Raw genomic sequence first — 18866 nt, 5'->3', positions numbered from 1 at the left:
CCTTGTCGGCACGCCCCGCCGGGCCGATGATGACGGTCCAAGGGGGGAGTGCCGTGGACTTCAAGCGTCTGACTTATTTCGTGGCCGTGGCCGAGGAACTGCACTTTGGCCGCGCCGCCACGCGGCTGGGCATCGCCCAACCGCCGCTGAGCCGCCAGATCGCCCAGCTGGAGGCGGAACTGGGCGTCACGCTGTTCGACCGGTCGCGCAGCGCTATCCGGCGCACTCAGGCGGGGGACGCGCTGCTGACCCGCGCGCGCGACATCCTCGACCGCATGGAACAGGCCGAACGCGAGGTGCGCCGCATCGGAGAGGGCGCGGCGGGCCGGTTGCGCATCGCCTTTATCGGGTCGGCCAGTCACGGTGTCCTGCCCGAGTTGATCCGCGAGTTCCGCAACCTTTACCCCGATATCGAACTGGCGCTCTCGGCGATGAACAACGCCGAGCTGAAGACCGCCCTGATCGAACGCCAGATCGACGTGGCCTTTGCCCGCCCGGCACTGGAGGACGACGAGATCCGCTGTTTCCCGATCCATGAAGAACCGCTGATCCTGGCCGTTCCGGCGGAATCCGACCTCGCCCGGCAGGACCGCATCGCCCTTGCAGAGCTCAAGCGCGAGACATTCGTCCTGTATCCGCGTCGCCCGAGGCCCAGCTTTGCCGACCACATCATCGAGATCTGCAAGAAAGAAGGGTTCATTCCCGCCGCCGAGGTGCTGGCGCAGGATTACCAGACGGCGGTGTCGCTGGTTTCGGTCGGGGTGGGGATCTCTGTCGTGCCGCGTTCGGTTTCGCAATCGGACCGGCATGGGGTGGTGTTTCGAAACTACGAGGGGTTCAACCCCGGGACGGCGATTTCCTTTGCCGTGCGCGGCGATAACCAGGGGGTGCATACCCGCAACTTCCAGACCCTGGCGCAGAAATTCGCGCGCAGGGTCCGGACCGATGCGGGCTGAGGGGATCAGGCGGCGTCGGTCTGCCGGGCCTTCATGCGGGCCAGCGCATCGACGAAGAAGGGGCGAAAGCCCTCGGGATGTTCGCTCATCGGGAAATGGCCCAGCTCTTCCATGACCTCTATCGTGGCGCCGGGGATGGAATCGGCCGTTCGGCGGGCATCCTCTGGTGTGCAGGTCAGATCATAGGCGCCGACCAGCAGGTGCACCGGCGTGCGCGCCGTGTCGATCCGGTCCAGCCGTCCGATCAGACTGTCGTCGCGGGTGTAAAAGCTCAGGTCGCCGCGAAAGACGCCGGGACCGCTCATCATGAACATCCACAGCGTGTTCCAGCGCTCTGATTTGGGCGCATGAGGAGAGATATTGGCCGAGACCAGCGCGGCCCCCATCTGCCCGCCGTGGGCGTCGGGCCGGTCGAACCAGTCGATGTCATACCAGGCCGGTTGAAAGTCCGAGGCCTCGATGGCGATGAAGCCGCCAAACCGCTCGCCATGCAGCGCCGCCAGTTGCAGCGCGATGCGCCCGCCCATCGAACAGCCGGCAAGGATCGGTCGGTCCAGACCCAGCGCCTCCATGAGGGCCAGAACGGTGTCGATATAGGTCTCTGTCGTCAGCAGGTATTCCTCGCGCTCGAACCCCTCGGGCGGCAGGGACTTGCCGTGCCAGGGCATGTCGAAGGCGATCAGGCGATGGGTGTCGGTCACGCCTGTGTCGGTCATCAGATGGCGCCACTGGCGCGTGTCGGCGCCTGCCGTGTGCAGGCACAGGACGGGTGTGCCCTGTCCGGCCTCTTCGAAATAGATCCGCTGGGGGCGGCCGGCGATGGTCACGGTGACATAGCGCCCGGTGATGGCCTCGATGCTCATGCTGCCACCTCCACCCGTCCGAGGGCCAGGAACTCCTTGAAGAAGCGCAGGTTCTTGACCAGCATCAGGATGTCTCCGTCGATCCGCGCACGCCCGATTTTGACCAGGCCAAAGATGTCGTGAAAGCCCGGGCGAGGGAGCGGTTCCCAGAAGGCGGCCAGCACCTCGGCATCGGTGCGCAGGGCAAAGCGCCAGGGGGTCTTGCGGCTGGGTCCGGGGGTGATCTCGGCCAGCTGGCCCTTGTCGAAGCTCAGGTAGTATTCCGCCGCGTCCACTTCCAGCAGCACGGTTTCCGAGAAGAGCGCACCCAGGCGCAAGAGATCGGGCCGCGCGGCCAGCTCTTGTCGCATGTGTTCCAGTTTGTCCTGCATCGTGACCCTCCTCTGCCGTTTGCGACTATGTCGGACCTTGGCGGGGAGAAGGCAATGCTGGCCGCGGTATGGCGCGATACCGGGGGTGGCCGAACCGCTTTGCCCCAAGGCGAAAACAGCATTGGCCATTTCCCAGAGCACTGGGGCGGATGGGCCATCCGCACATCACTTCCGACCGAGGCATTTTCGTTTCCGATGGCGGGCCAGTGCTGTGTTTGAAGAGTGAAAAAAGGAATTGATATCAGGTCTATCATTCTACCCAACAGCGTGAATTCCTCAGCCGATGACACGCTGGTCGGTCAGGATGGCGCCGACAACCTTGACGGCGGCGATGGCGCGGACACGCTGGACGGCGGTTCGGGCAACGACATCCTGCGCGGCCGTGCGGGGGAGGATGAGCTTGCCGGGGGTGCGGGAGGCGAGTTCCGGACCGGGGGCGAGGGCGCGGACCATGTCGTGTTCCGTGCGGCGGCCAACACCGCGCCGGGCGCGACCCGGAATCAGATCCTCGACTTCGAGCGGGGTGTCGACCTGATCGCGGTTGCCGGCCTAGCCCCCGGTGTCTTCGAGTTCCGCGGCACCAGGGCCTTTGCCCCCTCGGGCAACCCCGAGCTGCGCCTGGTCGAGACGTCCGCCGGCTGGACCATCGTGCAGTTCGATATCGACGGAAGCGGGTTGGTCGATGCAGAGATCCGCGTGGCCAATGTCACCGGTCTGACGGCGGATGACTTCACGCTCTGACCGGTCGCCTTCGCCGGGCGGGACTAGGCGGCGGCGCGCAGGGGCGCCGCTGCTTCGGGGCCGGTCGTCCGGGCCGCCCGCCTTGCACGGGCCTGCAGGCGCTCGATCTCGGCGTCCGCGTCCCAGAGGTCGATGGCCCAGGTGCGCCGGACCTCATCCTCGGTCGGCCTGTGCCAGGGCAGGATGGCCCGCAGAGAAGCGACGGGCAGCAGGGCGATCAGGATGGAAACACTGACCATGGTTGCGACCGCTCCGGCGGCGATGCCCACGGCCAGTGACCAGCCCCAGCTCATGCCGGTTGCATGCGCCCCCAGCGTGATACCGGCAACGCCGACGGCATCCAGCAGAATGACAAAAAGGGCATTCTTCAACGGGGCCTCTTCTTGAAGGATCGGGTCGGTATCCAGGACAACAGTCATCTCTCACCTCATGGTCTTTGGCAAACCGGCGTTTTGCCGTGTGAGCGGTCCGCTCATGAGCTGCCGTTCTGGCCTCTGACCTGCTGTACCATGTGGCGGCACATCGGGGCATCCAGACATCCGGACGGGCACCGGTCGTGAAGGGAGAGGAGGCCTATCCGTCGGGATAGGGGTCAGATCATCATGTGCCGGGGATCGGAGAGCAGCCGCACCAGGCAGGCCATGAAGCGCGCGGCATCCGCGCCATTGATGACCCGGTGGTCATAACTCAGGTCCAGCGGCAGCATCTGAACCGGGCGGGGGCTGTCGCCGTCCCAGGCTGTCGCAGTCTCGATCCGCGTGATCCCCAGGATGGCCAGTTCAGGCGGGTTGACGATGGGGGTGAAGCCGATGCCGCCGATCCCACCCAGTGAGGAAATCGTCATCGAGGCGCCGCCCATGTCGGCGGGCCCCAGCTTGCGGTCCTGCGCCCGCGCGGCGAGATCGGAGATCTCGGCCGCGATCTGCCAGAGCCCCTTCTTGTCCGCGTTCCGGATCACCGGCACCAGCAGCCCCTGTGCGGTGTCCACGGCGATGCCGACATGGACATAGTCCTTGAGGATCAGTCGCTTGCCATCGGCGCTGAGCGAGGCGTTGAAGCGGGGAAACTCCCGCAGGGCACGGGCCAGAGCCTTGACGTGAAAGGCCAGCGAGGTCAGCTTGACGCCCCGCGCCTGCGCCTCTGAGCGCAGGGTTTTGCGGAAGGCCTCCAGCGCGCCGATCTCGGCCCGGTCATGGTGCGTGACCTGCGGGATCAGGCTGTTGGCGGCGGCAAGATTGGCTGCCGCGACCTGGCCCATGCGGCTCATCGGCTCTTCCTCGACCGGGCCATACTGGCCGTGATCCACCTCCCAGTAGGCGCTGTTCCCGGCGGGCGCGGGCGCCGGGGCCTCCCGTTCCAGATCCTCGCGCGCGATGGTGGTCCGGCCCAAGTCGCGGGCCAGTTTCTCCAGGTCGATCCCCTTTTCCCCGGCAAGCGTACGTACCGAAGGGGCTGCGATCACATTGGTCATTCCTGTCCCCTTTACCAGCTTGCCGAGATGTACTGGGTTTCCATGAACTCCAGCATGCCTTCGTGCCCGCCTTCGCGGCCAAGGCCGGATTGCTTGGTGCCGCCAAAGGGCGCCGCCGGGTCCGAGACCAGCCCGCGGTTCAGACCGACCATGCCGTAATCCAGCCGCTCGCAGACCTGCAGGGCGCGTTTGAAATCCTCGGAAAACACATAGGCGACAAGCCCGTATTCGGTGTCGTTCGCGCGGCGGATCACCTCGTCCTGGTCGGTAAAGGTTTGCAGCGCGGCCACGGGGCCAAAGATCTCGTCATGGACGCAGTCGGCGGTCTCCGGCACGTTCGAAAGGACCGTGGGCGGGTAGTAATAGCCCGGTCCCTCGGGCGCCTCGCCGCCACATTCGATCCGCGCGCCTTTGGCGACGGCATCGGCGACGAAGGCGGCCACCTTGTCGCGGGTTTCGGCATTGACCAGCGGGCCGACATCGACTGAGGGATCGGTGCCGTCGCCCAGTTTCAGCGCGCTCATGGCGGCGGACAGGCGGCGGGTGAACTCCGCCGCGACGTTTTCGTGGACATAGATGCGGTTGGCGGCGGTGCAGGCCTCGCCCAGGTTGCGCATCTTGGCCAGCATCGTGCCCTCGACAGCCACATCGAGATCGGCATCGTCAAAGACGATCAGCGGCGCGTTGCCGCCCAGTTCCATCGCCGGTTTCAGCACCTGGTCGGCGGCAGAGTGCAGCAGCTTGCGCCCGACCCCGGTCGAGCCGGTAAAGCTGACCACGCGGACACGCGGATCGTGCAGCATGTGATCGACCAGCGCGCCGGTGCGTTTCGAGGGCAGGACATTGACCAGCCCGGGCGGCACGCCGGCCTCTTCCAGAAGCGGCATCAGCGCCAGCATCGTCAGTGGCGTTTCCGAGGCGGGCTTGATGATGACGGCACAGCCCGCAGCCAGGGCCGGGGCGATCTTGCGCGTGCCCATCGCCGCCGGGTAGTTCCAGGGTGTGACCAGCACCGCCAGCCCGGCGGGCTTGTGCTGGACCATGATCCGCGCGCCGCTGGCGGGCGCATGGGTGATCATCCCGTCCGCGCGCACGGCCTCTTCGGCGAACCAGCGAAAGAACTCGGCGGCATAGGTCGCCTCGCCCATCGCGTCGGCGCGGGCCTTGCCGTTTTCGAGCGTGATGAGATGGGCAAAGTGATCGAGCCGCGCGGTCATCAGCTCCCATGCCTTGCGCAGAACCTCTGAGCGCTGGCGCGGGGTGCGGGCGGCCCAGTCCTTCATGGCCGTCTCGGCGGCATCCAGTGCCGCATCCGCATCGGCGATCCCGGCAGAGGCCACGGTGGCGAGGGGGGCTTCGGTGGCGGGGTTGATCACCTCGAACCGCTCCTGGTCCGCGCCCTCGCGCCATGTGCCGTTGATATAAAGATTGGTGAATTCCATGAGGGTCTCCATGCGTCAGAGCAGGTGGCGGAGCGGTTGCTCCATCCGGCCCGCGAAACCGGAGAGCAGGGCGATGGCCTGCGGCGCGGTCAGCGCGTCTCCGGTGCATTCCAGGGTGAGGGTGAGGCCGCTTGCATGCGCGGTCAGGGTCAGGACCGGCTGGGCTTCGGCCCCAAGGACAAGGCTGCTGATCCGGGTCTGGCGCAGGTCGCGCAGGGTCAGGTCAACGGGCACATCGGTGTCCGCCCGGGTGATCCCACCCAGAGGCCCGGCGGGGACATGGTAGGTGGTGGCATTTGCCTCGGTTTCGACACGGATGGTGGTGGTGTCGTGGTCAAGGCTGGCGGCTGCAAGACCCGCCAGCAGGGCGTTGGTATCTGTCAGGCCCGCCTCGGCGGCGGCCCAGGCAGCAAACTCCGTGAACCCTTCGTCCGGCAGATCCGCCGTCAGGTGCCGCGTGGCCTGCGCCGGGGCTGTCGCCGCTTCATCGGGGAGGGCACGCAGCACCTCCAGGTCCGCCACATGATAGGGTTGCGGGTGCCCCGCCGCCACGAGGCGGTTCAGATCCAACCCCTGTTCCAGTGCCAGCCGTCGCGCCTTGGGTGAGGCCAGGATGCGCCCGTCTGCCCGCGCTTGTGGCGCGGCAGCGGTACGGGGCGCGGGTTTCTCGGGCTCGGGGGCCGGGGTCGTGGGTGGGGCGGCAGGGGCCGGGGCCGTCGCTCCGGACCGGCTTCTCCGGACCGGGGCCGCAGGTTTCTCGGCAGAGATCACGGCAATGGTTTCCCCCACCGGCGCCTCTTCGCCCGCCTCGGCCAGCACGGCGGCAAGATAGCCATCATGCCCGGCCTCGACCTCGACCGTGGACTTGTCGGTTTCGACCTCGAAGAGGATATCCGTGGAGGCAACGGCATCGCCCGGCGCCTTGTGCCAGGCGACGATCAATCCACTGTCCTGTGCCATGCCCAGGGCGGGCATGATCACGCCCGCGCCCTCCGGTATGGCATCGGTTTCCGTCGGGCTGTCGTTGTCCCCCGGCGCGGCCTCGCCGGGGGCGTCGTGGGGCACCTCCTCGGCGCTGTCGCCGATCACGGCGATCACGTTGCCCACGGGCACCTCTTCGCCCGCCTGCGCGCGCACGCCGTTCAGGAAACCGTCGGCCTGGGCCTCGACCTCCATCGTCGCCTTGTCGGTTTCGACCTCGAAGAGGACATCGCCCTTGGCCACCGCATCGCCCGCCGCCTTGTGCCAGGCGACGATCAGGCCGCTGTCCTGCGCCATGCCCAGGGCGGGCATGATGACGTCATGCCGCATGGATCATCTCCCCCGACATCAGCCGGCGCGCGTTTTCGGCCACGCCTTCGGGCGTCGGCACGGTGATATCCTCGAGCGCCGGCGAGAAAGGCACGGGCACGTCCATCGCCCCCATCCGCAGTGCCGGGGCGTCGAGGTGGTAAAAGGCCTTTTCGTTGATCCGGCTGGCGATTTCCCCGGTGATGCCAAAGCTCTGGTGACCCTCGTCCACGACGATGACGCGGCTGGTCTTTTTCGCGGAGGCCAGCAGCGTCGCCTCGTCCAGCGGCACGATGGTGCGCGGGTCGATGACCTCGGCGTCGATGCCTTCGCCCGACAGGATCTCGGCGGCCTTCTGGCAGACCTGAACCATCGAGGAGGTGCCGATCAAGGTGATGTCGCGCCCCTCGCGAAGGACATTCGCCTGGCCCAGCGGGATCAGGAAGTCCTCTTCGGGGACGGGCGCCTTGTCGTTGTACATCAGCTTGTCTTCGAAGATCACCACCGGGTTGTCGTCGCGGATGGCACTCTTCATCAGGCCCTTGGCCTCGTAGGCGGAGGATGGCATTGCAACCTTCAGTCCCGGGATATGGGCAACCAATGCATGCAGCGACTGTGAGTGCTGGGCGGCCGAGCGCCGAGTGGCGCCCAGGTTGGTGCGCAGCACCAGCGGCACCTTCAGCTTGCCGCCCGACATGTAGTGCGCCTTGGCCGCCTGGTTGCAGAGCTGGTCCATGATCAGGAAGATGAAATCGCCGAACATGAGATCGACAACGGGCCGCGCGCCGGTCAGGGCGGCGCCCACGGCCAGTCCCATGAAGCCGGGTTCGGCGATGGGTGTGTCGATCACGCGGTCCGTGCCGAATTCCTCGACAAGGCCGGACAGCACCTTGAAGGGCGTACCGGCCTCGGCCACGTCCTCGCCGATGATGAAGACGGTGTCGTCGCGGCGCATTTCCTCGGCCAGGGCCTCGTTGACGGCCTGCGACAGTGTGATGTTTCGCATCTCTCTTCTCCCTCAGGCGCAGGCGTGTTCGATGTCGGTAAAGACATGCATGTCCACTTCGGACACATCGGGGTATTTCGCCGCCAGCGCGTAATCGACGGCGGCAGAGGCATCCTCTGCGATCTCGGCATTCATCGCCTCGATCTCGTCCTCGCTCGCGATGCCCTCGCTGACCAGCCAGGCCCGGAACCGGGTGATCGGGTCGCGGTTCTCGCGCCAGTCCTTTTCCTCGTCCTTGGAACGGTAGTATTCGCGGTTGATGTCGCCGACATGGTGCCCGTGATAGCGATAGGTCATCAGTTCGACGAAGAAGGGGCCTTCGCCCTTGCGGGCCCGTGCGACCAGTTTCTGCGTCAGGTCGTTGACCGCCAGCACGTCCTGCCCATCGACCTGATGCGCCTCGATGCCAAAGGCCTCGGCCCGCGCGGTGATCGACCCGGCGGCGATCTCGTCGGTGCGCGTATACTCGGAATAGCCGTTGTTCTCACACGCGTAGATCACCGGCAGGTGCCACAGCGCGGCCATGTTCATGACCTCGTAGAGCAGCCCCTGTGCCGTGGCCCCGTCACCAAAGAAACAGACGGTCACGTCGTCCGCGCCCTGCAGCTTGGCCCGAAGCGCCGATCCGGTCGCGATGCCCATTGAGCCACCGACGATGGCATTGGCGCCCAGGTTGCCGTGGCCCTGGTCGGCAATATGCATCGAGCCACCCTTGCCCCGGCAATAGCCTTCCTCTTTCCCCAGGAGTTCGCAGAACATCTCCTTGAAATTGGCGCCCTTGGCGACGCAATGGCCGTGGCCACGATGGGTCGAGGTGATGCGGTCATCGTCAGTCAGCGCCTCGCAGATGCCCACGGCGACCGCCTCTTCGCCGGAATACATATGCGTCAGCCCCGGCATCTTGGCCGAAAGGTAAAGCTGGTTCGCGTTGTCCTCGAAGGTGCGGATGCGCACCATCTGGCGGTACATGCGCAGGTAGTCTTCGGTGTTTGTCTTGGTGTCGGCCATGATGTCCTCCGGGGACGGCGGGGTGAACCCCGCCCTACGTGAACCCGTAGGGCGGGGTTTGCCCCGCCGCGCCTCAATAACGGTTGGCGATGGGCAGGTCTTCGGCGGGGAAGAGGCTGATCACCTCGCAGCCGGTTTCCGTCACCACCACTTCCTCTTCGATCCGGGCGGCCGAATAGCCGTCCGTCGCCGGGCAGTAGGTTTCCAGCGCAAAGACCATGCCGGTCTTGATCTCCATCGGGTGATCCAGGCTAATCGCGCGGCTGATGATCGGGCGTTCGTGCAGCGCAAGCCCCAGGCCGTGGCCGAACTGCAGGCCAAAGGCGGCATCCTCATTCGGGAAGCCGAGCGATTCCGCCGTCGGCCAGACCGCGGCCACCTTGTCGGTGGTCACGCCCGGCTTGATCATCGCGATGGAGGCGTCGATCCATTCCCGCGCCTTCACGTAGGCGTCGTTCTGCGACGGCGTCGCGCGGCCCACGTTGAAGGTGCGGTAGTAGCAGGTGCGATAGCCCTGGTACGACTGCAGAATGTCAAAGAACGCCTGGTCCCCGGGCCGGATCAGCCGGTCGGTGAAGTTGTGCGGATGCGGGTTGCAGCGTTCGCCAGAGATGGCGTTGATCGCCTCGACGTCGTCCGAGCCCATCTCGTAGAGCATCTTGTTGGACAGGGCGACGATATCGTTCTCACGCACGCCCGGCTTCAGCTCTTCGTAGATCATGTGGTAGACGCCATCGACCATGCTGGCCGCCTGGGTCAGCAGCTGGATCTCGTCCCAGTTCTTGATCTCGCGCGCCGCCAGCATGATCTGCTGGCCGTCGACCACGTTGATGCCCTCTTCCTTGAGGGCGTGGAACATCGCGGTTTCGGCGTAATCGACCCCCACCGGCATGCCTGCCATGCCCGCATCCTTGATCAGCTGGGCGATCATCTTGGCGTATTTCTGCATCAGGCCGAAATCGGGCGGGATGGTGCCGCGCATGCCGACCACGCCGGCCAGGCAGTGATCGGGCTCCAGCCAGTCGGAGTGCCGCTTGTGGTGCACCGCGGCGGAGCCGAAATCCCAGACATAGGGGCTGTCGTCCCCGGTGAGCAGGCAGAAGCGGCACATCTTGTCCCGCTCCCATTCGCCGATCTTGGTGGCGGTGACGTAGCGAATGTTGTTCACGTCGAAGAGCAGCAGCGACCCGGCCTGCGAGTTCTGCAGCGATTGGCGCGTGCGGGCCAGGCGATAGCGGCGCAGGCGGTCATGGTCGATCCGACGTTCGAAATCCACCGAGGTGTGTCCCCAGGCGGGCAGGCGTTCGCGCCATTCCCAGTTGGGTTCAAGGTCCTTGGGGGTCAGCAGGTTCGGCATCAGGGCGCGTGACATGAGTGGCTCCTTCGGGTCGCGCGGGCGGCCCGTTCATCAGGGTGAAAATTGCTGGAAAAGGGTGGCGTTACTGGATGCACCAACCGCCGTCGACATGGACCATCTGGCCCGTCATGTAGTCGCTGTCGTCACTGGCAAGGAAGGATGCGGTGCCGGTGATGTCCTTGGGATAGGAGACGCGCTTGATCTGCAGGGCGTCGCGGACAATGTCATCGTAGGCCTGTCCTTCGCGCTGCTTGAAGCCGATATCGACAAGGTCCTTGTCCAGTTGCTCCCACAGCGGCGTGACCACGACGCCGGGCGCATAGCCGTTGACGGTGATATTGTGCTCGGCCAGCCCCAGTGCGCCGCAATGGGTCAGCGCAAGGCAGCCGTATTTCGAGGTGCAATAGACGGTCACATCGACCAGCGGTTTGCGCGAGGCGATGCTGCCGACGTTGATGATCTTGTAAGGGTGATCCTCCATCGGGCCCTGTGCGATCATCTGGCGGGCGGTTTCCTGCATGCCCAGCCACATCGCCTTGGTGTTCACGTTCATGATCATGTCCCAATTGTCTTCGTCGATATCCATGAAGAACCGGGGCTTGTTGAGGCCGGCGTTGAACAGGCCGACATTGATCGAGCCGAAGGCCTCGACCGTTGCGGCAACGGCAGCGGCGTTGTCCTCGCGCTTGGTCACGTCCATCCTGACGCCGATGGCCGTGCCGTTTCCTGCCGCGTTGATCTTGGCGGCCATGTCCTGCGCGGCGTCGCCGTCAAGGTCGCCCAGGCAGACGTTGGCGCCCTGGGCGGCAAAGGCTTCGGCATTGGCGGCACCCATGCCGCGCGCGGCGCCGGTGATCAGGATGTTCTTGCCCTTCAGGCGGTTGGGGTCCATGAGTCTCTCCTCCTCGGATCATGTTGTCCCGCGTCATGCAAACAGCGCCTCGGCCCTTTGCTGGGCCCGTTGCAACGCCTCGCGCGGGGGGATCAGACCGCGCAGCATGTCGTGGAATTCCTCGCCGCAGACCTGGATGATCCCGGTGATCTGGGGCACCGGCGGTCGCGGCCAGAACTGCAGCTCGTCGCGCCAGGACATGGCGTCCACCGCCTCGAAGATGGGCGAGGCGCGGCGCACCTCGGCATCGGCGGCGACGGAATAGCGCGGGTTGGTGCGGCTGCCGTTCTGAACGTAAAGCTTCTGTGCCTCGGCGCTGGTAAAGACGCGCAGCGCCTCGGCGGCGGCGGGCAGGCGGTCGGGCGCGATATTGGCGGGTATGCCCATGACATAGCCGCCAACGGGCGCCACGTTCGCGGCACCGGGCCCGTGCGGATGCGGCAGATAGCCGGTCTGGCCGAAGGCGGGCGAGGACGGGTCCAGTTCAAAGTAGGGCGCCAGCAGCGTATAACCGTAGGCCATCGCGATCTTGCCCGCTGCGAAGGGCCGGACCCGTTCGTACCAGGACATGGACAGGATGTCGGGCGGGGAATAGCGCAAGAGCTCTAGCAGGTATTCCGCGGCCATGAGCCCCTTGTCGGTGTCGATGGTGATCCGATACCGGCGTGTGGCCAGATCGTCTGTGTCAAAGCCACCCGCCACCTCTGGCAGGTCCAGCACCGGTTGGCCGAAATCGGCCAGCGTCATCAGAAAGGTATGTCCCAGCGCCGTGCCGCGTGCCGCGTTCCAGGCGATGCCATAGCGGCCCTTCTGCGGGTCGTGCATGTGGCGTGCGGCCTTCAGCAGCTGCTCGGTGTTGGCGGGCGGTTCCAGGCCGGCATCCGCGAACAGATCCTTGCGATAGAACAGCAGCTCCGGCGTGGTCTGGGCGGGCACACCATAGGGCCGTCCGCCCCAATGGGTCGCCTTCCAGCCGGCGGTGTGGAAATCCGCCGGGTCCAGCCGCTCGACATCCATCGCGTCGTCCAGCGGCATCAGAACACCCCTGGAGGCGAATTCGCCCACCCAGGGCAGGTCCAGCGCGATGATGTCGTACCGGCTGGCCTTGCGTTCGGCGTTCCGCAGGGCCTCTTCGCGCAGCCGGTCGATGGAAAACGCGCGTTGGTGGATGCCGGTGCCGATCACCTGTTCGAACTGCCGCTTGAGGTTTTCCATGACCATGAAGGTCGGGTCGCCATGCACCAGCACGCGGATGCCGCCGGGGATCTTCAGGGGTTCGGGCAGGATCTGGATCGGCTGGATCGACCGCGTGGTCATGTAGGAGCCGCCGAAATAATAGTCGCGGTCCTCGGCGGCCCCCTTGTCAGCGCCGAAATAGGTTTCCGTCAGCCGCCGCACCCGCCCCGAAAGCCGCGCCCACTGGTCCAGCAGCTTTTCGCTGGGATGCATCGAGAAACTCTTGCCGGTCTTGGTGCGCGGGCGCTGGTCGATCAGCCCGGCATCTATCATCTCCTTCAGACGCCGGTTCGCGGTGGCATAGGGCACGTTCGAGGCTGCGATGAGTGATGTCGGCGTGGTGATCTTGGCCTCGAGGTGGCCCTTGATCAGGTGCATCGCCATGCGAAAGATCGGGTTCGGAGCGCTGAGTTCGATGGTGGTTTCGCGCTCGTTCTCGCATTCTTCGAGATAGGCCAGGATGTGCAACATCTCGCCCGTGGCCAGCTGGGACTGCATCCGGTCTTCGGTATGTCCGTCCATCGCGTTCATCGGTCGGTTCGCGGCCTCTCGTGCCTTGCCCTCTGCGCCTGTCGCAGAATTGTTCAAATTGGATGGCCCTGGATGGCGCATCGCTTCTCCTCCGCAAGATGTTCAAATTGTGGGGGTCAGCGTACAGCCATTTTATCCAATCTGGACTTCACAATATTCAAACTGGATATTTTTGCCGGGGTCCGGGGCGGGCAAAAGCCCCACATTCAGTCCCAGTCGTCCGGTGCGCCGGATGACGATTCCCCCGGGAGGTGGGGAATCGGACAAGAATTGACAATTCGGGAGGAGACCCAGATGAAACTTCGTACCGTTCTCGCCGCGACTGCAGCCACGGTTGCATTTTCCGGGGCTGTACAGGCCGAGACCTACAGGATCGGCATCACCCAGAACAACGTCGGTGTGGACAGCTACCAGACCACCTATGAAAAGGCCTTTATCGCCGCGGCCGAGGCCAATCCCAACGTCGAGGTCGTCGTGCTGGACGGAGGTGGCGACGTCGCCCGCCAGATCGCCCAGATGGAAGACCTGATCCAGCAGGCGGTCGACGCGATCATCATCTGGCCGACCAACGGCGAGGCCGTGATCCCGGCGGTGCGCAAGGCCCACAAGGCCGGCATTCCGGTCATCGTGACCAATTCGAACATCGCCGACGCGGGGTTCGATTTCGTTGCGTCCTTCTCGGGTCCCGACAATATCACCCAGGGCGCCCGGGCCGCAGAGATCATGTGCGACAAGTTCAAGGAAATGGGCATCGAGAACGAGGCCAAGGTGGTCCATATCACCGGGCAGCCGGGCTATACCACCGCGATCGAACGCGCCAAGGGCTTTGACGACCGTCTGCCCGAGGTCTGCCCGAACGTGACCCAGATCGACAAGCAGCCGGGCGACTGGAACCGCGAAAAGTCGCAAAAGGTCATGGAGGCCTTCCTGGTCAAGTACGACGACATCGACGGCGTTTATGCCGGGGATGACAACATGGGTGTCGGCGCGCTGAACGCCGCCAAGGCCGCAGGCCGCGACGGCATCATCTTTGTCGGCGCCACCAACTTTGCCGTCGGATACGAGGCGATGGAACGCGGCGAATACTGGGGCTCGATCTACCAGTCGCCCGTGGATGACGCCGAGGCCGCGCTCAAGACCGCGCTCGACGTGCTGAACGGTGACGACGTGCCTTTCCTCAACTACTTCGACACGCCGAAGATCACCCAGGACAACATGGGCGATTTCACCAAGCCGGTCTTCTGAGACCGACCCTGTTCCGGGCACGCCGCGGCGTGCCCGGGCCTGACAGTTGCCTACAGGAAATGGTTGGGAGGTCGACATGGGCCGTGTGTCCGGACGATCCTGCATTGTCACAGGCGCCGCCCAGGGGATTGGACGCGCCATCGGCGAGGCCCTTCTGGACGAAGGGGCCGACGTTTGTTTTGCCGATATCAACGCGGGCAAGGTGGCCGAGGTTGCCGAGGCCAGCCAGAAGAGGGCCTCCGCCGCCGGCGGGCGCGCGATCCATGCGCCGGTCGACGTGACCGATAGGGCCACCGTCCAGGCCATGATCGCCCACACCGTGGATGCTTTCGGCAAGCTGGACGTCAAGTTCAACAACGCCGGCGTCAACAAGCCGATGAATTTCCTCGACGTGACCGAGGAGAACTGGAACTTTGTCATGGGGGTGAACGGGCTTGGATGCCTGATCGGCATGCAGGAAGCCGCCAAGCAGTTCATCCGGCAGGGGTCTTTCGGCAAGATCATCAACACGGCGTCTGTCGCCAGCCGGCAGGGCTATGACAACGTCGCGCCCTATTGCGCGTCGAAATGGGGGGTGGTTGCGCTGACGCAATCCGGGGCCCGCGACCTGGCCAGGCATGACATCACCGTCACGGGTTTTGCGCCGGGCGTCGTCGCGACCGAAATGTGGGAACAGGTGGACCGCGACCTGATGGACATCGGTGCGGCCCAGAGTCCGGGCCAGGCGATGGAGGAGTTTTCCTCGGTGATCCTGAAAGGCCGCGTCGCCACGCCGGCGGACGTGACCGGAACGACTACGTTCCTGGCCTCCAAGGAGAGCGACTACATGACCGGCCAGATCGTGATGATCGACGGCGGCATGACACTGGTTTGAACGACGCCCCGGAGGGAGGCGGAACGGTCGCGGGGCGCTAGGTCTCCGTGATGGGTCCGCATTGGGGCAAGAGGGGGGAGCAATGGCTCACATCATCAAGAGAGACCTGGGGGGGCAGCTTGCCCGTCAGGGCATTCTCATCGCTTTCGCATTGTTCATGATCGGCTTTTCGCTCGCCAACGGGCGCTTTCTCGATCCGGACAACATCATGGGGGTCGTGCGCTCTTCGGCCATCCTGGGGGTCATGGCGCTGGGGGTGACCTTTGTCGTCATCAGCGGCAACCTCGACCTCTCGGTGGGGTCGATGATGTCCTTTTCGACCATCGTGGTGCTGGACCTGCACGACAAGATCGGCCCGACACTGGCAATCCCGGCGATGTTCGCCATGACGCTTTGCCTGGGGGCCTTCATCGGCTTCCTCGTGGGATACCTGAAGCTCAACTCTCTGATCGTCACCCTTGGGATGCTTTCGGCCATCCACGGGCTGACCCTGACCTATTCCGGCGGCCAGAACATGGACATCGCCGACAAGGAAGGCACCTGGTTCAGCGTCTTCGGGCAGGGCGAGATGATAGGCATCCCGGTGCCCATCATCCTCTTTGCGCTGCTGGCCTCGATCCTTGGCATCGGACTGGCCAAGACGCCCTTTGGCCGCAAGGTCTATGCCGTGGGCGGCAACGGAACCGCCGCCACATTCTCGGGCATTCCCCGCGCCCGCGTTGTCTTTACATGCTACCTTGTCTCGGCCTTCTGCGTCGCCACCGCCGGGCTGATCCAGGCCAGCCGCTCTCTCGGGTCGCAAAACACCGTGGGGCAGGGGCTGGAGCTGGAGGTGCTGGCGGCGGTCATCCTTGGCGGCGCCTCGTTGATGGGCGGGTCGGGGACCATCTTCAAGACGGTGATCGGTGTCCTGATCCTGGGATTCATCCAGAACGGGCTGCTGCTGGTCGGATTGCAGTTCTACGTCCAGTACGTCGTGACCTGGGTTATCATCATTCTTGCCGTCTGGCTGGATATCGCGGCCAAGCGCGGCCGCCTCTGGTCGCCCATCGCCTGAGGAGAAGAGATCATGCAAGCAGGTACACTCAGCAGCTTCCTGAAGCGCGGCGCCATCTGGGGCTTCATCGCTCTGGAACTGGTCTTCTTCACCGTGGCGGGCGAATTCCTGTCGCTCAGCGAAAAGGCCTTCATGGATCTCGACAACATGCTGTTGCTGTTCAAGCAGTCTGCGCCGATCGGGATCATCGCGATGGGCATGACGATCATCATGGTCAATGGCAACATCGACCTGTCGGTGGGCGCAACCTACGCGCTCAGCGCCATCGTCCTGCTGGACAGCATGACATGGCCGATCTTCGGCGGCATGGGCGACTGGGCGATCCCGATGGCCTGGCTGGCGGCGCTGGCCACGGGCACGCTCTTGGGGGCGCTGAACGGGTTGGTCGTCTGGAAAACCGGGGTCGATGCCTTCATCGTCACCCTGGGGTCGATGCTGGGCTATCGCGGGCTGGTCTTCATGTACAACGGCGAACAGCCCACCAGCCACCTGAACTGGACGCTGGTGGATTTCGCCGAGGCGCAGTTCCTGGGCATCCACACGGCGACATGGTTCCTGGTCGCGGTCACCGCCGGGGTCTGGTTCCTGATGAACCGCACGGTGCATGGTCGCAACGCCTATGCCATCGGCGACAACCGCGAGGCGGCGGTCAATGCCGGGATCAAGGTGGGACCGCACATGATGATCAACTTCATGATCATCGGCTTCCTGGCGGCCCTGTCGGCGGTGGTGTTCTACTCCGAAAGCGGGTCGGTCAATCCCAATGACGGCGAGCTCTACGAGCTTTGGGTCATCACGGCCGTTGTCCTTGGCGGCACCAAGCTGACCGGCGGTGCGGGGTCGATCGTCTCGACCTTTGGCGGGGTGCTGGCGATCCAGCTCTTGCGCAAGGGGCTGTCCCACATCGGCGCGGATACCGAAACCGTCAACCTTGTGATCGGCCTGATCCTGATCGCGGTTCTCTTCCTGGACCGACAGCTGAACCTCAAGGGCAAAGAGGAGTTGAAGGTATGACCCAGAAAATCCCGGTTCTGCGACTGGAAGACATCGTAAAGACATTTCCCGGTGTGCGGGCCCTCGATGGTGTGTCGTTGTCCATCATGCCGGGCGAGGTTCATGCCCTCATGGGGGAAAACGGCGCCGGGAAATCCACCCTGATGAAGGTGCTTGGCGGCATTCACCAGCCCAACGAAGGCAAGATCTTCGTCGATGAGCAGCCGGTTGTCATGAACGGTCCGCTGGACGCGAAGGCAAAGGGCATCGTGTTCATCCACCAGGAACTCAGCCTGGCCGAGGAACTGAGCGTGGCCGAGAACATCTATCTTGGTGAATTGCCGCGCAAGCGGTTCGGGCTGGTCGACTGGGCCAAGCTGGAGGCCAAGACCAACGTGATCCTCGAAAAGCTCAAGGTCGGGTTCAGTGCCAAGACCCGCGTCGGCGACCTGTCCATCGCCAATCAGCAGATGGTCGAGATCGCCCGGGCGCTGACCGTGGATGCAAAGGCGGTGATCTTCGACGAGCCTACCGCCTCATTGACCGATGCGGAAAAGGTGGTTCTCTTCGAGGTGATCTCGGACTTGCAGGCACAGGGCGTGGGCATTGCCTATATCTCGCACCGGATGGAGGAGATCTTCAAGATTACCGACCGGATCAGCGTTCTGCGCGACGGGCAGTATCAGGGTACGGTCGTCACCGCCGAAACCAACGAGGAAGGCGTGACCCAGATGATGATCGGGCGCAAGCTCGACCTGTCGCGGAACGAAAGCCACCATGAGTTGGGCGACGTCGCGCTGGAAGTGCGCGGGTTGAGCTGTGGCAAGCTTTACCAGGATGTCAGCTTTGAGGTGCGCCGCGGCGAAGTCGTGGGGTTCTATGGCCTTGTCGGTGCCGGTCGCACCGAGATCGCGGAAACCCTGTTCGGCCTGCGCGATCCGTCGGCGGGCACGATCCTGATGGATGGCGAAGAGGTGCGGATTCATTCGCCGGTCGATGCCATCGCCAAGGGAATTTCTCTGGTGCCGGAGGACCGCAAGGGGCAGGGGCTGGTCCTGGGCATGAACTGTCGGGACAACATGACCCTGCCGCAGGTGGATGACCTGAAAGCGGGGCCCTTCGTTGCCGAAGGGTCGGAGATCGCGATCTTTGACCAGTACCGGGACAAGCTGGACATCCGGACACCGGGCTGGAAACAGACCGTGGGCAACCTGTCGGGTGGCAACCAGCAGAAGATCGTGATCGGAAAATGGCTGTCGATGCACCCCAATGTGCTGATCGTGGATGAACCGACACGGGGCATCGACGTCGGCAGCAAGTCAGAGATCCACAACCTGATCCGCGAACTGGCGGCGCAGGGCTATGCAGTGATCGTCATCTCTTCGGAAATGCCCGAGGTGCTGCACGTCAGCGACCGGATCATCGCCATGTACTCGGGCCGGATCATGCGCACCTTTTCCTCGGACGAGGTGACGGAAGACAACCTGATCCAGGCGATTTCCGGCATCGGGGCCGAGGGGCAGGTGGCCTAGC

Annotated in this window: 18 protein-coding genes; 7 read left to right on the top strand and 11 right to left on the bottom strand. The window is 64.6% G+C overall.

Going from position 1 to position 18866, the window contains the following annotated elements; genetic code table 11:
- The first annotated feature begins 53 nt into the window (after positions 1 to 53).
- Positions 54 to 956: a LysR family transcriptional regulator gene (locus tag KZZ07_RS07865; protein WP_219513336.1), complete on the top strand. Its 903-nt coding sequence runs from the start codon at positions 54 to 56 to the stop codon at positions 954 to 956.
- 5 nt (positions 957 to 961) lie between these two features.
- On the opposite strand, the gene KZZ07_RS07860 is transcribed toward KZZ07_RS07865, so the two are convergent.
- Complete coding sequence (locus KZZ07_RS07860; RefSeq protein ID WP_219513335.1) at positions 962 to 1819, bottom strand: alpha/beta fold hydrolase; 858 nt, start codon at positions 1817 to 1819, stop codon at positions 962 to 964.
- On the bottom strand, positions 1816 to 2190 hold the full coding sequence (locus KZZ07_RS07855) for a hypothetical protein (RefSeq protein ID WP_219513334.1): 375 nt from the start codon (positions 2188 to 2190) through the stop codon (positions 1816 to 1818). The genes KZZ07_RS07860 and KZZ07_RS07855 overlap by 4 nt, the downstream gene beginning before the upstream one ends.
- A gap of 267 nt (positions 2191 to 2457) precedes the next feature.
- Here KZZ07_RS07855 and KZZ07_RS07850 point away from each other — a divergent pair, with 267 nt between their 5' ends.
- On the top strand, positions 2458 to 2931 hold the full coding sequence (locus KZZ07_RS07850; RefSeq protein ID WP_219513333.1) for a M10 family metallopeptidase C-terminal domain-containing protein: 474 nt from the start codon (positions 2458 to 2460) through the stop codon (positions 2929 to 2931).
- A 23-nt stretch (positions 2932 to 2954) separates the two neighbouring features.
- On the opposite strand, the gene KZZ07_RS07845 is transcribed toward KZZ07_RS07850, so the two are convergent.
- From KZZ07_RS07845 to KZZ07_RS07805, 9 genes are all read right to left on the bottom strand, one after another.
- The gene (locus tag KZZ07_RS07845; protein WP_219513332.1) at positions 2955 to 3350 is read right to left on the bottom strand and encodes a hypothetical protein; all 396 of its coding nucleotides are present in this window, start codon (positions 3348 to 3350) and stop codon (positions 2955 to 2957) included.
- A 173-nt stretch (positions 3351 to 3523) separates the two neighbouring features.
- Entirely contained in the window at positions 3524 to 4402 is an 879-nt protein-coding gene (locus KZZ07_RS07840; protein ID WP_219513331.1) for a 2-oxo acid dehydrogenase subunit E2, read from the bottom strand.
- Positions 4403 to 4413: 11 nt separating this feature from the next.
- Positions 4414 to 5844, bottom strand: a complete 1431-nt coding sequence (locus KZZ07_RS07835; protein WP_219513330.1) for an NAD-dependent succinate-semialdehyde dehydrogenase — start codon at positions 5842 to 5844, stop codon at positions 4414 to 4416.
- A 15-nt stretch (positions 5845 to 5859) separates the two neighbouring features.
- Positions 5860 to 7155, bottom strand: a complete 1296-nt coding sequence (locus KZZ07_RS07830; RefSeq protein ID WP_219513329.1) for a biotin/lipoyl-containing protein — start codon at positions 7153 to 7155, stop codon at positions 5860 to 5862.
- A complete protein-coding gene (locus KZZ07_RS07825) occupies positions 7145 to 8140 on the bottom strand; it encodes an alpha-ketoacid dehydrogenase subunit beta (RefSeq protein ID WP_219513328.1) in 996 nt (331 codons plus the stop codon). The genes KZZ07_RS07830 and KZZ07_RS07825 overlap by 11 nt, the downstream gene beginning before the upstream one ends.
- Positions 8141 to 8152: 12 nt before the next feature.
- Positions 8153 to 9148, bottom strand: coding sequence for a thiamine pyrophosphate-dependent dehydrogenase E1 component subunit alpha (locus tag KZZ07_RS07820; RefSeq protein ID WP_219513327.1), 996 nt, complete (start codon positions 9146 to 9148; stop codon positions 8153 to 8155).
- Between the two features lie 73 nt (positions 9149 to 9221).
- On the bottom strand, positions 9222 to 10520 hold the full coding sequence (locus KZZ07_RS07815; RefSeq protein WP_219513326.1) for a M24 family metallopeptidase: 1299 nt from the start codon (positions 10518 to 10520) through the stop codon (positions 9222 to 9224).
- A 67-nt stretch (positions 10521 to 10587) separates the two neighbouring features.
- Positions 10588 to 11397, bottom strand: a complete 810-nt coding sequence (locus tag KZZ07_RS07810) for an SDR family NAD(P)-dependent oxidoreductase (protein WP_219513325.1) — start codon at positions 11395 to 11397, stop codon at positions 10588 to 10590.
- Between the two features lie 33 nt (positions 11398 to 11430).
- Positions 11431 to 13164 (bottom strand): ABC transporter substrate-binding protein, encoded by a 1734-nt coding sequence (locus KZZ07_RS07805; protein WP_219513425.1) that lies wholly within the window; start codon positions 13162 to 13164, stop codon positions 11431 to 11433.
- Positions 13165 to 13458: 294 nt separating this feature from the next.
- Between KZZ07_RS07805 and KZZ07_RS07800 the strand changes: the two genes are divergently transcribed.
- From KZZ07_RS07800 to KZZ07_RS07780, 5 genes are all read left to right on the top strand, one after another.
- Positions 13459 to 14409 carry a sugar ABC transporter substrate-binding protein gene (locus KZZ07_RS07800; RefSeq protein ID WP_219513324.1) on the top strand — a complete coding sequence of 317 codons (951 nt, stop codon included), beginning with the start codon at positions 13459 to 13461 and terminating at the stop codon, positions 14407 to 14409.
- A gap of 76 nt (positions 14410 to 14485) precedes the next feature.
- Positions 14486 to 15283 (top strand): SDR family oxidoreductase, encoded by a 798-nt coding sequence (locus KZZ07_RS07795; protein ID WP_219513322.1) that lies wholly within the window; start codon positions 14486 to 14488, stop codon positions 15281 to 15283.
- A gap of 82 nt (positions 15284 to 15365) precedes the next feature.
- Positions 15366 to 16340 carry an ABC transporter permease gene (locus KZZ07_RS07790; RefSeq protein WP_219513320.1) on the top strand — a complete coding sequence of 325 codons (975 nt, stop codon included), beginning with the start codon at positions 15366 to 15368 and terminating at the stop codon, positions 16338 to 16340.
- 12 nt (positions 16341 to 16352) lie between these two features.
- The gene (locus tag KZZ07_RS07785; protein WP_219513318.1) at positions 16353 to 17354 is read left to right on the top strand and encodes an ABC transporter permease; all 1002 of its coding nucleotides are present in this window, start codon (positions 16353 to 16355) and stop codon (positions 17352 to 17354) included.
- Positions 17351 to 18865: a sugar ABC transporter ATP-binding protein gene (locus tag KZZ07_RS07780; RefSeq protein WP_219513317.1), complete on the top strand. Its 1515-nt coding sequence runs from the start codon at positions 17351 to 17353 to the stop codon at positions 18863 to 18865. Before KZZ07_RS07785 ends, KZZ07_RS07780 begins: the two co-directional genes overlap by 4 nt.
- The last annotated feature ends 1 nt before the right edge of the window (position 18866 follow it).

The organism is Mameliella sp. CS4, assembly GCF_019392335.1.
Taxonomy (GTDB): Bacteria; Pseudomonadota; Alphaproteobacteria; order Rhodobacterales; family Rhodobacteraceae; genus Antarctobacter.
This window is presented reverse-complemented; position numbering and strand designations above follow the sequence as displayed.